General features: G+C 63.4%; 12 protein-coding genes. 4 read left to right on the top strand and 8 right to left on the bottom strand.

Annotation, left to right across the window (positions count from 1 at the left end; genetic code table 11):
• Positions 1 to 89: 89 nt before the first annotated feature.
• Positions 90 to 893 (top strand): hypothetical protein, encoded by an 804-nt coding sequence (locus tag NTU39_RS22875; protein WP_150664565.1) that lies wholly within the window; start codon positions 90 to 92, stop codon positions 891 to 893.
• A gap of 65 nt (positions 894 to 958) precedes the next feature.
• Here NTU39_RS22875 and NTU39_RS22870 read toward each other — a convergent pair whose 3' ends face one another.
• Positions 959 to 1,084, bottom strand: coding sequence for a hypothetical protein (locus NTU39_RS22870; RefSeq protein WP_257958643.1), 126 nt, complete (start codon positions 1,082 to 1,084; stop codon positions 959 to 961).
• 158 nt (positions 1,085 to 1,242) lie between these two features.
• Entirely contained in the window at positions 1,243 to 2,151 is a 909-nt protein-coding gene (locus NTU39_RS22865; protein WP_150664564.1) for a LysR family transcriptional regulator, read from the bottom strand.
• A 139-nt stretch (positions 2,152 to 2,290) separates the two neighbouring features.
• On the opposite strand from NTU39_RS22865, the gene NTU39_RS22860 reads away from it, so the two are divergent.
• A complete protein-coding gene (locus NTU39_RS22860; RefSeq protein WP_257958641.1) occupies positions 2,291 to 3,778 on the top strand; it encodes an MmgE/PrpD family protein in 1,488 nt (495 codons plus the stop codon).
• 51 nt (positions 3,779 to 3,829) lie between these two features.
• Here NTU39_RS22860 and NTU39_RS22855 read toward each other — a convergent pair whose 3' ends face one another.
• The 4 genes from NTU39_RS22855 to NTU39_RS22840 form a co-directional block, all read right to left on the bottom strand.
• On the bottom strand, positions 3,830 to 6,850 hold the full coding sequence (locus tag NTU39_RS22855; RefSeq protein WP_257958638.1) for an autotransporter family protein: 3,021 nt from the start codon (positions 6,848 to 6,850) through the stop codon (positions 3,830 to 3,832).
• A gap of 192 nt (positions 6,851 to 7,042) precedes the next feature.
• A complete protein-coding gene (locus tag NTU39_RS22850) occupies positions 7,043 to 7,657 on the bottom strand; it encodes a pyridoxamine 5'-phosphate oxidase family protein (RefSeq protein WP_257958637.1) in 615 nt (204 codons plus the stop codon).
• 102 nt (positions 7,658 to 7,759) lie between these two features.
• A complete protein-coding gene (locus NTU39_RS22845; RefSeq protein ID WP_150664615.1) occupies positions 7,760 to 8,086 on the bottom strand; it encodes a DMT family transporter in 327 nt (108 codons plus the stop codon).
• A 22-nt stretch (positions 8,087 to 8,108) separates the two neighbouring features.
• Positions 8,109 to 8,777, bottom strand: coding sequence for a glutathione S-transferase family protein (locus NTU39_RS22840; protein WP_257958636.1), 669 nt, complete (start codon positions 8,775 to 8,777; stop codon positions 8,109 to 8,111).
• 102 nt (positions 8,778 to 8,879) lie between these two features.
• Between NTU39_RS22840 and NTU39_RS22835 the strand changes: the two genes are divergently transcribed.
• Positions 8,880 to 10,106, top strand: a complete 1,227-nt coding sequence (locus NTU39_RS22835; protein ID WP_257958635.1) for a transketolase-like TK C-terminal-containing protein — start codon at positions 8,880 to 8,882, stop codon at positions 10,104 to 10,106.
• A 17-nt stretch (positions 10,107 to 10,123) separates the two neighbouring features.
• Here NTU39_RS22835 and NTU39_RS22830 read toward each other — a convergent pair whose 3' ends face one another.
• Positions 10,124 to 10,585, bottom strand: a complete 462-nt coding sequence (locus tag NTU39_RS22830) for a MarR family winged helix-turn-helix transcriptional regulator (protein WP_150664558.1) — start codon at positions 10,583 to 10,585, stop codon at positions 10,124 to 10,126.
• 171 nt (positions 10,586 to 10,756) lie between these two features.
• On the opposite strand from NTU39_RS22830, the gene aceE reads away from it, so the two are divergent.
• Positions 10,757 to 13,432, top strand: a complete 2,676-nt coding sequence (gene aceE / locus NTU39_RS22825; protein WP_150664557.1) for a pyruvate dehydrogenase (acetyl-transferring), homodimeric type — start codon at positions 10,757 to 10,759, stop codon at positions 13,430 to 13,432.
• A gap of 121 nt (positions 13,433 to 13,553) precedes the next feature.
• Here the strand turns inward: aceE and NTU39_RS22820 are convergent, their stop codons facing one another.
• A complete protein-coding gene (locus tag NTU39_RS22820; protein ID WP_150664556.1) occupies positions 13,554 to 14,180 on the bottom strand; it encodes a LysE family translocator in 627 nt (208 codons plus the stop codon).
• Positions 14,181 to 14,184: the final 4 nt, after the last annotated feature.

Genomic DNA, 14,184 nt, shown 5'->3' with positions numbered 1-14,184 from the left:
TTTGGGAACGTTACACATGGTCGGGGGAGTGCCAGGGCGGTTTGACCAGCGGTCAAGGCACCCTGCTCGGCTACGGTGGCTCCACGTTAATGCTGCGCTACGACGGCGAGATGAAGGCCGGTCTTCGCGACGGCGTGGGCGAAATGTGGATGAACGCTGAGAAGTTCAACGGCGGCCCAACGACACGGTCGGGCCGCTTTTCGCGCGGCAATCTGATGAGTGGCGCCGAAACGAACAACTACAGCGTTCGTAGCTATGCGGACGGTAAAAACGCCAGCACGGTCTATACCGCGAGCGAAAGCGAATCCTCTTCCGGGGTGGGGGGAGCGCTGGCCGTTGTTGGTGCGGTGATGCAGGGTGTTGCTGTGGGTGGTGGCAAGAACGCCGCACAGCTCGCGGCGCTGGGAGGTGCCATGCAGGGCAATACTCAGGCGACAGGCGCGCAAGTTGGCTCGAACAGTGCGATGAGCTCGAACAGTGACCTCAATCCTACTGTGCCTGCGGTGAATCGGTGCGTTCGCACGTCGCGCACGAAATACTCGGTCACCTTCACCAATACGTGCGACTTCCCAATAGCGGTCCGTTACTGCTTCAGCAGTCTGTCCGGCGCGAGCCAGGTGGACGCCAGTAGTGGGGCACTCAAAGACGCGCTCTGTGGCGCGAAGACCGCCTACCCAAGCGCGACGCCGTCGATATCGCCCGGTGGTAGCGATGCGCAGGCAGCGCCGAATAACGCGTTGCCGATCCAATTCATCGCCTGTCCATCGAGCGACATCCGAGCGCAAAACCACATTGCGTGGGACGGCAATTCACTTCGCGGCACCTGTGGCGGCATCATCGGCAAAAACGGTGTGCCGAACGGCCCGATCAGGAAGGCGGGGGCCGTACATTAGCGAAAGTGCGAGGTGCGTACGCCGTGGGATTCATATGGAATTTGCGTACGGGGCCTGAGAGCGTCTTACCCCTCGATCTTATCGATGAACGCCAGCACCTGCGCTTCGGCTCTCACCCATGCGTCATCTGGTGAGTGCCCTGATAACCCGGTGAGTTTGGAGAAGTCCGTGAAGAACACGCCGTTCTCCATGTGACCTATCGATGCGACAGCTCTCCATCCCGAGACCCCGTTCGGTGCTACGCGAATCATGTACGTTCGTTGGCGGTACTGTTTATGCAACTGCGTTGGCATGTGGCGAACTCCGACTGCTGGAAGCCAATCCTAGCACGCGTACACGTAACGTGCGTTTAAAGTCTCGACCTCGGCTTTCCCCCGGCAAACCCAAGAATCGTGTCGTAAAGCTGCTGCGCTGCGCTCGATAGCACCAGTCCCCGCCGACGAATCAACCCGACGGTGCGTGTGACTTCCGGCTCCACCAGCGGCACGCTCGTCAGGAGCGGATGCTCACCCGGTGGCATGGCCAGTCTTGGCACCGCCGCAATCCCCAAGCCTGCTTCGACCAGACTCACCACGCTCATCACATGTCGCACTTCACAGAAAGAGCGCGGCAGATCGGGCGTGCCCGCCAGCGCCAGATCCAGCACGAACCGATTGCCGCTCGCCTTGGCTACCGCCACGAAGTCGTATTCCTTTAACTCGGACCACTTCACTTCCGTGCGTTTGGCCAACGGATGTTCGTGTCGGCAAGCGAGCACAAACGGCTCCTTCAGAATCGGCTCGAACTCGATCGTGTCTTCCTGCGCGCCGAGATAGTTCAGCCCGAAATCCGCTTCGGCACGCACCACACTCGACAGCACGTCGCTCGCCCCCGTGTCCATCACGCGGATCAGCACACGCGGGTACGTCTCGTGAAACTGACGCAGCACCTCCGGCAGGAAGTGACGCACGGCCGACGGCACGCACGCGAGCGTGACCTCTCCGCCGAGGCGCGTCGCACCATCCGTCAGGCCGCGCAGGCTTTCGTCGAAATCGTTCAGCAACTCGCGTGCCTTGCGGGCGAAATCGCGTCCGAACGCGGTCAGGTCGACGCGACGGGTCGTGCGATCCAGCAGCCGCACGCCCAGCGTGCTTTCCATCTTGGCGATGCGACGCGAGAGCGCCGACTGCGACAAGTGAATTTCTTCCGCCGCCGCCCGAAAGTTGCCCCGCTCCGCAATCGCCACAAAGGCTCGCAGATCGCTCAATTCCAGATTCATGCGTTCAGTGCACTAATGGTTGTGATTTTTGCGATTCTAATGCGTCGCGAGATGGCCGATCATTTTGGGCTGCCCCAACGCAGGGCAACCGGTAGCCATTCACCAAAGCACACACAACGATTTCACGGAGGAACGACACATGAGTACTTTTACCCGACGCTCGGCCCTGAAGGCTGGCGCTTTCGCCTCGCTGGCCGCCGCGCAAGGACTGGTTCAGCGCAGTATCGCCGCACCCGCCCCCGGTGCAGCATCCGCCGCCAGCGCGGCTGAAAATGCGCAGAGCGGCAAAGGCGTGACCCGCACGCTGGCACGCTACATCGTCAACGCACGCTATGAAGATCTGCCTGCGAACGTCCGCAAGGAAGGCACGCGCACGCTGCTGAACTGGATCGGTGTGGCCGTCGGCGGCTCGCATCATGAGACGGTGGATCGCGCCGTCGCGGCGCTCACGCCGTTCTCCGGCCCGGCGCAGGCGCATCTGCTCGGCCGCAAGGAACGCTTCGACATCATGAACGCGGCGTTCCTGAACGGTGTGGCGAGCCACATCTTCGATTACGACGACACGCATCTGAAGACGATCATCCACCCGGCCGGTCCGGTGACGTCGGCCTTACTCGCGTTGTCGGAGTACCACCCGATCTCGGGCCGCGAATTCCTCAACGCGCTGGTGCTAGGCGTGGAGACGGAATGCCGCATCGGCAATGCCGTCTACCCGAACCACTACGACGTGGGCTGGCACATCACTGGCACCGCTGGCGTGTTCGGCGCGGCTGCGGCGGCAGGCAAGGTGCTGGGGCTGACCGAGCAGCAGACGGTCTGGGCGCTGGGTCTGGCGGCGTCGCAGCCGGTGGGGTTGCGCGAGTCGTTCGGCTCGATGAACAAGAGCTTCAATCCGGGACGCGCGGCCAGCAACGGACTCTTCGCCGCATTGCTCGCCGCGAAGGACTACACCAGTTCGGACGGCATGATCGAAGCCAAGCGCGGCTGGGCGAACGCCATCAGCACGAAGCAGGACTACCGGGAGATTACGGAAGGTCTGGGTCAGCGCTACGAGGCGGCGCTCAACACGTACAAGCCGTTCGCGTGCGGCATCGTGATCCACCCCGCCATCGACGCAGCCATTCAATTGCGCAACGAATACAAGCTGACGGCCGACCAGATCGCGAGCATCGACCTGAAGGTGAACCCACTCGTCATCGAACTGACCGGCAAGAAGACGCCGCGCATCGGACTGGAAGGCAAATTCAGCGTCTACCACTCGGTCGCGGTGGCGATCATCGAAGGCGCGGCGGGCGAGCGTCAGTACAGCGATCGCGCAGTGCAGGACCCGACGGTCATCGCACTGCGTGACCGGGTGACGGCGACCGTCGTGCCGTCGATCAAACCGGAGCAAGTCGACATGACCATCACGCTCAAGGACGGACGCAAGCTGCACAAGTTCATCGAGCACGCCATCGGTAGTCTGGAAGTGCCGATGACGGATAAGCAACTGGAGACCAAGTTCCTCGATCTGATGAACGGCATCCTGCCCGATGCACAAGTGCGCCGCCTGATCGACGCCTGCTGGCAAGTCGAGTCGCTGAAGAACGCAGGCGACATCGCCACGCTCGGCTCAGTACAGAGCTAAGCGTGACGTAGTTGACGGGTGCGACGTGCCCTCAGGCACGTCGCATTGGCATCACCAGCGATACCGGTACCCCACCTGCCCGTAGACGTTACGACGGTAGTCGCCGCCCATGTTGCGGGCGTACTTCACACCGGCATACATCGAAGACGTGCGGCCCAGCGTCGCTTCGACGCCTGCGCCGAGTTCGTACCACGTCTTCGCCAGGCTGCTGTCGAACGTCGCACCGCCCACGTTGGTCGCACCCGGCGAGAGGAAGTCGTGGACCACGTCGACGCTCAGATACGGCGACGCCGAACCGACACCCACCGCATTGCCCAGATCCGGCGTATTGAATTTCACGCCCACGCGCCCGCGCAGGGCATTCGTCGTATTGCCCGACACAGACGACACGCTGTCGCTGAAGCCGTTCAGATGCAGGTACTGATACGCCAGCTGCACTTGCGGCTCGACGGTGAAGCCCGATCCCAGAATCGAGAAGCGATGGCCGACCTCGCCCGACAGTGCCGCACCGAAGCCGTTCTGCGTCGCGCCTAAACCAGCGACGTCGCTGTACTTGTTGCGATAGTGGGAGAACTGCGTCGTGACGTCGATGAAGGCGCCTTGCGGCAGAATGCGCGTCCAGTATGCCCCGACCGATTGCGCCTGCATCGAGACGGTGCCGGTCGCGGCGGAGAGCGTCGGGTCCTGCGTGCGCGCGCTGTCGGAGAACGACGCCGAGGCCGTCCCGAACGTCGCCGTCAGCCCCACGAGCGCGCTGCCGCCCATGCCTGAGGCATCCGTATTCAGACGCCAGTCGCGGCCGAACTGCGCCGCGAACATGCGTTCGTCCGCACCGAAGCGTCCCGACAGCGTGGTGTCCATCGTCTTGCCGTACAAACGTCCCCACACACCGTTCGATGCATCCTCACCCGGCACGCTCACGCCACGCACACTGCCCATGCGTTCCTGCAAGCGGCCCAGCATCGTGTAACCGAAGTCGGCGTTCAGTTGCGGCGTCATCGCGTAGCCGACGGCTGCGGCGCGATAGGCCGTCTGGCCCGACGCGTACGACGTCGACAAGTACCAGCTCGGATCGCCGCCCACCGGGCCGACCTTGCGAAGCAGGTACTGATACGCGCCCGCCTGAATCGGTGCCGCCAGCTTGAAGGCCCCATCGGAGGCCGTTCCGTTGACCTGCACCAGTTGAATGCCCGCTCCCGACGTGGGCACACCCGTCCCCGTGACGGTGAGCTTGAGCAGCGTCGTGCCGCTTGCGTTCCCGTTGATGACGAGCTTGTCCGATGCGGTCGAGCCATCCGGCGAGACCGTCGCACCGAACAGTGCCGTGCCGTTGTTGCCGACGTAATCGCCCGCGATGGTGAACGTGCCGAGCGCCCCCGGCGTAGCACCCAGCGAAGCGCTACCCACCGCGATGATGCCCGCGTTCGTCACGCTGCCGAGCACGCCGCCGTAACCGCCGAGCGTCGCACCGGAGGCGACGCTCGTCATGCCGCTGCCCAGCGTTGCGCTGCGATGCGCGGCGTCGCCGACGAGGACCGTCGCACCGCTGGCAATCGACGTTGCGCCCGCGTAAGTGCTCGCACCGTTCAGTGCGATCGTGCCCGCGCCGAGCGAGACCGCCGAGAAGTTGGAAATCGCGCCGTTGTAGCTGAACGCGTTGCCCGCACCCGGTGTGATCGTCAGTGTGCTGGTGCCGGTGCCGCCGGACACGTCGCCATTCATCACCGCTGCGCCGCCCAGAATCTGGAGATTGCTGTTGCCGCTGCCCAGATCCACCGCCTTGCCGCTTTGGTCGGCTGTGATCGTGCCGTAGTTGGTCACGGTGGCATCGTTTGCGCCGGTATTCACGACTGCCGCCGTCGCACCGCCGCCTTCGAGCACACCGCTGGCCTGATTGATGACGGTCACGGTGAAGGCGTTGCGCCCGCCCGTCACTGCAATCGCCGAGTCGCTCTGGCCACGAATGAGGCCGCTGTTGACGATGGTCGTGTTCGTGTAGATGCCCTGCGGCGCGATGGGCGCTTTGGTGACGGGGTCTTTGTCGACACCCGCGAGCGTGATGCCGCGACCGATGCCGCCAGGCGTGTTCTCGCCGACGATGGTGCCGCTGTTGACGATGGTGCCACCGCCCACAGTGACGCCTTCGCTGACGTCGTTGTTGGCGCGCGCGCCGCGAATCGTGCCCGAGTTGGTGATGTTGACGATACCGTCGACATCCACACCGTCGCCATCGCCCGTCACGCCGTTACCGATGATCGTGCCCGCGTTGACGATGGTGACGACTTCCTTGGCGTTGAACCCATCGATGTTGATGCCGGAGCCGTTCATGCCCTGAATCGTCGCACCGGCGCTGTTGTTGACGTTCAGCGTGAAGGTGCCGTCGGTCGTCGTGTCGACGCCGCCCGTAATGCCGTGGCGCGCCCCCTGAATCAGACCGGCGCCCGTATTGTTGACGGTGATGCCGCTGTTGGCCTGCGCATCGACGCCGTCGCTGCTGCTCGTGCTGCCGGGGTTCACCGTCGAGCGGATGATGCCCGCGTTGTTGACCACCCCATTCACGCCGGGGCGCACCGCATCGGCTTCGTTCGCCTGAATGACACCGCCCGCAAAGTTGTTGAGAACGTTGGTGCCGGTCGTGATGGCGTTGAAGTCGATGGCCTGATTGCCGGAGCCGGAATTGTTGGTCGACGTCAGCGTGCCGTAGTTGTTGAAGACGATGCTGCCGTTCGACTTGTTCATCTGGATCACGTCGGCATCGAACGTCGTCATGCTCGCGCCGACACCGTTCGTGACCGTGAGCGACACACCCGTGTTGTCGCGAATGGCCCGGCCGGTGCCCGTCATGTTGATTGTGCCGTTGTTGACGATGGTGGCGTTGCCGGTGGTCGTAATGCCTACGGTGCCGCCGCTGACCTGCAACGTGCCGCCGTTGTTGATCGTGCCGGTCTGGCCGCTCGACAACGTCTGCCCTGCGGTGATCGTCTGCCCGTTGATGATTTGGAAATTAGCGGCGAGGGCGTGCTGCTCGGCGAAAAGCGCGATGACGCCTGCCAGAATGGCGATGGGTTTCATGGACTCCGATGTCCTCTTTGGAACTTGGTCGAAGTCCCGGAGTATTGGGCGGAGTCATGACGAACTGATGAAATGAAGTGAAAGTTCGCGAATTCGGGACGTGGAGTTTGGCGACGACCTCAGGTTACCTAACGTTACGGACCACGAAGCGCATCGGTGGCGAAGCGCTTGCGCGGCCCGACGTTCCATACGTCAATACAAACCGGCGACCGTGTTCTTCTGTAGATCGCGGTCGTAAGTCTCTGCGTCGAAATGCCCGCCGCTCAGACGGCGATGCATCGCGCCGGTGCTCGGCAGGCACTCGCGGGCGATTTGCGTCGCCTGATCCCACAGATGGGAGCGGACGATGGCTTTCGCGCAATGGAAATACACGCGATCGATCGACACGACGATCACCGTTTTGGGAAGCTTGCCGTTGACGTCGAAGCGCGCGAGCAGGTCGGGGTCGACCGAAATGCGCGCACGGCCGTTCACGCGCAGTGTCTCGCCGATGCCGGGGATGAGGAACAGCAGCGACACGCGCGGATCGGCAATGATGTTGCGCAGATTGTCGATGCGATTGTTGCCGGGACGGTCCGGTACGGCGAGCGTGCGTTCGTCGAGAATCTGGACGAAACCGGCCGGATCGCCCTTCGGTGAGCAGTCCGTGCCTTCCTCGCTGACGGACGCCAGCACCACAAACGGGCAGGCTTTCACGAACGCCTGATAGTCCTCGTTGAGGTACGTCAGTTCCTTCCAGATCGAGCGCTCGCCCGGCTCGCCGTAGATCGCTTCGAGTTGTTCGACGCTGCTCACATCGTGATTCATGTCATTGCCTCATCACTTCAGGTGTCCAAGGTGTCGCCAGGAGCGGGCAGTATAGAGGGTGACATCGACGCGCGTCAGGCTGGCGTGACACCCATCGACACATCAGGCGGCGTCCCCTCCCGAGAACCGCAGTCCTGCAATGCCCACGATTGCCAGCGTCAGAAAGCCGACGCGGCTCCACGTCAGCGACTCCCCGAACCAGAAGATGCCGACGGCCACCAGTCCAACCGTCCCGATACCCGTCCAGATGGCATAGGCCGTGCCGACAGGCAGCGCGCGCAACGCCAGCGCCAGCAGGTAGATGCTGGCGAGCGCGGCGGCAACGGCGATCGCACTGGGCAGCACGCGCGTCCAGCCCTGATTGAGCTTGAGCGCGAGCCCCATCGCGATTTCCAGTGCCGCCGCGAGCAGCAGGTAAAACCAGGCCATTGCGTTCATCGCATTCATCGTGTCATGCCTCCTGCGCCTCGGTTGCCTCGGACGCGCCGCGATTGGCCGCAATTGCCTTTTGCACCGCCGGACGCGCCTCGATGTCCGTCAACCATTGACGCACATCGGGGAACGGCGTCAGGTCGAGGTCCAGTTCGTAACACGTACGCAACCACGCGAAGGCGGCGATGTCGGCAATCGAGTACTCGTCCGTCGCGAGATAGGCCGATCTGGCCAGCTTCATGTCCACCACGCCGATCAAGCGCAGCGACTCCTTGCGATAGCGCTCGATGGCCTCGGTGTTACGTGTCTTCGAGCCGTGCAGGAACCACCAGAGCTGACCCAGCATCGGGCCGATGCCGCCGATCTGAAAGTGCAGCCATTGATTGACGGCAATCGCCTTCGCTTGCGTCATCGGTTGCAGCACACCGGTCTTCGTCGCGAGATAGGTCAGGATCGCGCCCGACTCGAACACCGTCAGATCGCGCTCGTGGTCGACGATCACCGGAATCTTGCCGTTCGGATTCAGCGACAAAAACGCGGGTTGCTTCTGCTCGCCCGCAGAAAGATCGACGTTGACCTGTCGATGCGCCAGACCGGCTTCGTGCAGATACAGACTGACCTTCAGCCCGTTGGGCGTGTTGGCCGTATAGAAGGTGAGCGGCGGGTGGATGGAATTCTTGGCGTTCATGGCATTCCTCGGGACGTTGTCTTGGTTTGCGATTGCAAATACAATGATTGCAATTGCAATCGTATGTGTTTCCACGACGAATCACAAGATGTGAGGAATGCCATGAGGGAATGGGTCAGCCGGGGCCGTGCCGCGTTGGAGGGACGAAGCGCGCCGGACGAGGTCACGCGGCAGGCGGCGCTCGCCTGCATCGGCAAGCTGCGCGCCGTGCGCAGTGCGGGGCAGACGCCGGTGTCGCCGTCCGGTGCGCTTGCGTCGCTGACGCATGCGCTTTCTGAAGGCGAGACATCCGACAAGGTCTGGATTGTCGATTCGGATGCCGAGATTGCGCCGCCACCACCGAAGGATCCGGCATCGAAGCGAAAGCGGAGCAGCAAACCCGTGCCACTCGCGAGCGCCATCGTCACGTGGTTCCGGTCGGCCCCGGCGCGCGAGCGTCCGCTGCTGTACCTGCTGCATTCCCCGACGTTGCGCGGTGTGCTGAACGCCGGTATCGAAGCGGCGGGATTGAAGGACGCTCAGGACGCCGGAGCAGGGCGGCGCGGCATTTTCCTCAACGACGCCACCATCTGGTCACCGGACAGGTTCAAGCGCGTTCGGCCGGAATTGCCGATGTGGCTCGCGGCACAAGCCGAATGGCTACCGTACGACCCGGCTTCAGCACAGGAGTTGAAGGCATTGTTGTGCGCGGCGCTCGACGCGCTATACGTCCGCGGTGAATCCGGCTTTTGCTATCTGAGCGCGCATGAAGTGCCCCACGCGCAATCGCGCGCGCTCACGCGCACCGATGCGCGCAACGCTTTCAAAGGGATGTACCGCCTGCGCACGTTACCCGACACGAATCCGCCGTACGTCGTTCGACTGTGCGGGGCGGGCAGGGCGTTGGCGAACGTGCTGGAAGCCGCGCGCTGGCTGCAACTCGATTGGGGGGTGGCGTGCGAAGTGTGGAGTTGCCCGAGCTACACGCGTCTGGCGCGGGAGGCGGGGGAGGCTGAGCGTATGGCGTTGCAGCGCCCGGATGCCGCAGCCCATATGCCACATCTCGTGCAATGTCTGGGCGACGGCAGTGCGCCGGTGCTGGCCGTCACCGGTTATGCCCGCCATATCGCCAATCAGATCGGCGCGTTCGTGCCCGCCCGTTTTGCTGCGCTGGGCAGCGACGATGCCGACATCGGAGAAGCGACGGACGAAAGCGGCGAGCGGTTAGGCACGGGCGACGCCCCCGGCGTGCGATGGATCGTACTCAACGCGCTGCGTCTGCTGGTGGACGAGGGCACGTTGCCGCGCACCCGCATCGCAGACGCTACGCGTCGTTACGGCGTGGTCTGACGTCGCCGAGGAATGCGTTATCGCGCCTTGGTCTCCGACAGAAACGCCTTCGCTGCCGTACTCGCACGATCCAGCGCCTCGGCCATGGGGGCGACGTCCTTCTCGCGAAACTGGCTGAGGAACAACTCCGCCACGGTGGACTGGTAGACCTTCCACATCTTCTTGCGAAGGGTGCGTCCCTTGTCGGTGATGGTCGCGTAGGCCGCGCGTCCGTCGTCCGGGTCGCGCATGCGCGTCACGAGCCCTTCCTGCTCCAGACGGTCGATCAGGCGCGTGAGGTTGTAGCGCTCGATGGCGAGCACGTCGGCCAGTTCGTGCATGCGCCGCGTGCCTTGCGGGCCGCTTTCCAGCCCCCACAGCGTGTCGTACCAGGCGTAGGCGGGCAGGTCGGCCTGCGCCAGACGGCGCTCGATCTCGCGAATCATCGTGCGGTGCGCACGCACGAAGGAGAACCAAAGATCGGGGTCAGGCGTGCTCATGAATGTCCTTGTCGATGTCACATGTGAGTTGCAGATGCAATTGTACATGGCTAGAATGGCCGGCATGACGATTGCAAATGCAATCCATGCTGCGCTTATTGCTGTCGTAATCGCTATCGCGAACCCCCGTCGCGATCCCTACTGTGGTTCGTGATCTCAAGGAGACATGTCATGACTCAATTGCCAGTGGCGGCGGGTGCCGACACCGATATCCAGGAAACGCGCGAATGGCTCGACGCGCTCGAAGGCGTCACCACCGTTGAAGGCCGCTCGCGCGCCCACTTCCTGATCGACCGGCTCGCCGCGTGGGACTTCGCGCAGCACGGTGATTTCCATACCCGGGTGACGACCGATTACGTCAACACGATTCCCACGTCGCGCCAGCCCGCGTACCCGGGCGACCTTGCCATCGAGCGACGTCTGAACGCCTTCATCCGCTGGAATGCGATGGTGATGGTGCTGCGCGCGGGCAAGCACTCGAACGTGGGTGGCCACATTGCGACGTACCAGTCGGCAGCGGTGCTGTACGACGTCGGTTTCGATCACTTTTTCCGAGGTCGCACGGACACGTTCGACGGCGACATGATCTACGTGCAGGGGCACTCCGCACCGGGCATCTATGCGCGTGCTTATGTCGAAGGCCGCATCACGCAGGCGCAGCTCGATAACTACCGTCGTGAAGCGGGGCGCAGCGGCATCTCGTCATACCCGCATCCGCGTTTGATGCCCGACTTCTGGCAGTTCCCGACGGTGTCGATGGGGCTCGGTCCGATCACCGCCGCGTATCAGGCGCGCTTCATGCGCTATCTCGAATACCGCGGGCTGAAGCAGCATCAGGGCCGCAAAGTCTGGGCGTTCCTCGGTGACGGCGAGATGGATCAGCCGGAATCGCTCGCTGCGATCTCGCTGGGCGGACGCGAGCGTCTCGACAATCTCGTCTTCGTCGTGAACTGCAATCTGCAACGGCTCGATGGCCCCGTGCGCGGCAACGGCAAGGTCATTCAGGAACTGGAAGGCACGTTCCGGGCGGCCGGTTGGAACGTCATCAAAGTGGTGTGGGGCAGCGGCTGGGACGCGTTGCTGGAAAACGACGTTCACGGCTTGCTGCGCGAGCGGATGATGGCGTGCGTCGATGGCGATTACCAAACGTTCAAATCGCAGAACGGGGCCTATGTGCGCGAGCACTTCTTCGGCACGTCGCCGGAGTTGTTGGCGATGGTCGCGCATCTGAGCGACGACGAGATCTGGCAACTCGCACGCGGCGGTCACGACGCGCTGAAGGTCCACGCCGCCTACGCGCAGGCAATGAAGACGCAGGGGCGTCCGACCGTCATCCTCGCCAAGACCGTTAAGGGCTTCGGCATGGGCGAAGCGGGCGAGGGGCAGAACGTCAACCACCAGTTAAAGAAGATGAGCGCCGACGCGGTGCGCGCCTTCCGTGACCGCTTCGATCTGCCGGTGAGCGACGAGCAACTGGCCGAGATGCCGTACCTGCGTCCCGAGCCCGACAGCCCCGAAGGTCGCTACTTCGCGGCGCGTCGTGCCGCAATGGGCGGACATCAGCCTGCGCGCTTCGGCTTGCGCGCGCCGCTTGCCATTCCGCCGCTAAGCACCTTCGCTGCACAACTCAAGGATTCGGGCGAGCGCGAGATGTCGACGACGATGGCGTTCGTGCGCATTCTCACGACGTTGCTCAAGGACAAGGAGATCGGCAAGCGCGTGATTCCTATCGTGCCCGACGAATCGCGCACGTTCGGCATGGAGCCGCTGTTCCGCCAGATCGGTATTCACTCGTTCCAGGGGCAGCGCTACACGCCGCAGGACGCCGGTCAGCTCAGCTACTACAAGGAAGCGCTCGACGGCCAGATTCTGCAGGAGGGCATCAACGAATCGGGAGCGATGGCGTCGTGGATCGCGGCGGGCACGTCGTACAGCACGCACGACTTCGCTACGATCCCGTTCTACATCTTCTATTCGATGTTCGGCCTGCAACGCGTGGGCGACCTCGCCTGGGCCGCTGGCGACGCGCGCACACGTGGCTTCATGCTCGGGGCGACGTCCGGTCGCACCACGCTCATGGGCGAAGGCCTGCAACACGACGACGGTCATAGTCACGTGCTCGCGTCCGTCATCCCGAACTGTGTCGCGTACGACCCCACGTTCCAGTACGAACTGGCCGTGATTCTGCAAGACGGCATGAAGCGCATGTACGTCGACGATCAGGACGTCTACTACTACGTCACGCTGCTCAACGAGAATTACGCGCACCCGGCGATGCCCGAAGGCGCGGAAGCGGGCATTCTCAAGGGGCTGTACTTGCTACGCGAAAGCGAGGCGAAGGCCGATGCTCCGCGCGTACAACTCATGGGCAGCGGCGCGATTCTTCGTGAGGTCATGGCAGCGAGCGAATTGCTGCGCGACGACTTCGGCGTGCAGAGCGATCTCTGGAGTGCGACGAGCCTGACGGAAGTGCGTCGTGAGGGGCTGGCCGCCGAGCGCTGGAATCTGCTGCATCCGGACCAGACGCCGCGTGTGCCGTACGTCCAGCAATGTCTTGCGGATCGCAAAGGGCCGGTCGTGGTGGCGACGGATTACATGAAGATCGTCGGCGACCAGATTCGTCCGTTTGTGCGTGACCGTCGTTTCGTCACACTCGGCACGGATGGCTTCGGCTGCTCGGATACGCGCGAGTCGCTGCGTACGTACTTCGAGGTGGATCGTCACTTCATCGTACTGGCGGCGCTCGGTGCGCTGGCCGACGAGGGCCACGTGCCGCGCGAGCGCGTCGCCGAGGCGATTCGCAAGTACGGTATCGACCCGGAGAAGTTGGACCCGGCAACGGTTTGATGGGGAAGTGGAGAAAGCGAAGCCAGAGGTGAGGCTAGAGGTGACGCTAGAGGTGACGCTAGAAGCGGGAAGGTGAAGCGCGGTGCGGGGGCGTGTCGCGCTTCACCTGAACGTTTGGCGCTCAGTTACCGGTTTTGCGATACAACGCCAGACCGCCCGCAAGCGAGAACATGACGACGGCGCAAACGCGGTTCAGCCGCTTGAGACCGCGTGCCGTCATCAGCCGCGCTGCCTGCACGCCGCCGGTCGCGTAAAGCGTCATCACCAGAATATCGACGCCAGCGGAGACCACCGCGAGCACGGCGTACTGCGGCGCGAGCGGCATCGACGTGTCCACGAATTGCGGAAGAAACGCCGAGAAGAACAGCAGAATCTTGGGATTGGTCAGTCCGACGCCGAAGCTGCGCAGGAAGACGCGTCCTGCACTCAGATCGGACTTGATCCGCACCTGACTCAGGTCTTGCGGATGGCTGCGCCAGAGTTGAATCGCGAGCCAAACGAGATACGCCACGCCGATCCACTTGACGGTGGCGAACAGCGTCGCCGACGCCATGAGTACCGCGCCGAGCCCGGCGCCCACAGCGGCCACGACCAGCAGATCGGACAGCGCCGCACCGCACATCCCCACGAGCACCACTCGCCAGTTGCCCGAGACGCCGTTGGCAAGGGCGAGCAGTGTCGTCGGACCGGGGATCAGGCCGCCGATCAGCGCGGCGGTGGCATATATCGCAAGCGTGGAGAGTTGCATGAGG

Source organism: Pandoraea commovens, assembly GCF_024704525.1.
Lineage (GTDB): Bacteria > Pseudomonadota > Gammaproteobacteria > Burkholderiales > Burkholderiaceae > Pandoraea > Pandoraea commovens.
The sequence above is the reverse complement of the archived record's forward strand: the minus strand, read 5'-3'. Positions and strand labels throughout refer to the sequence as shown.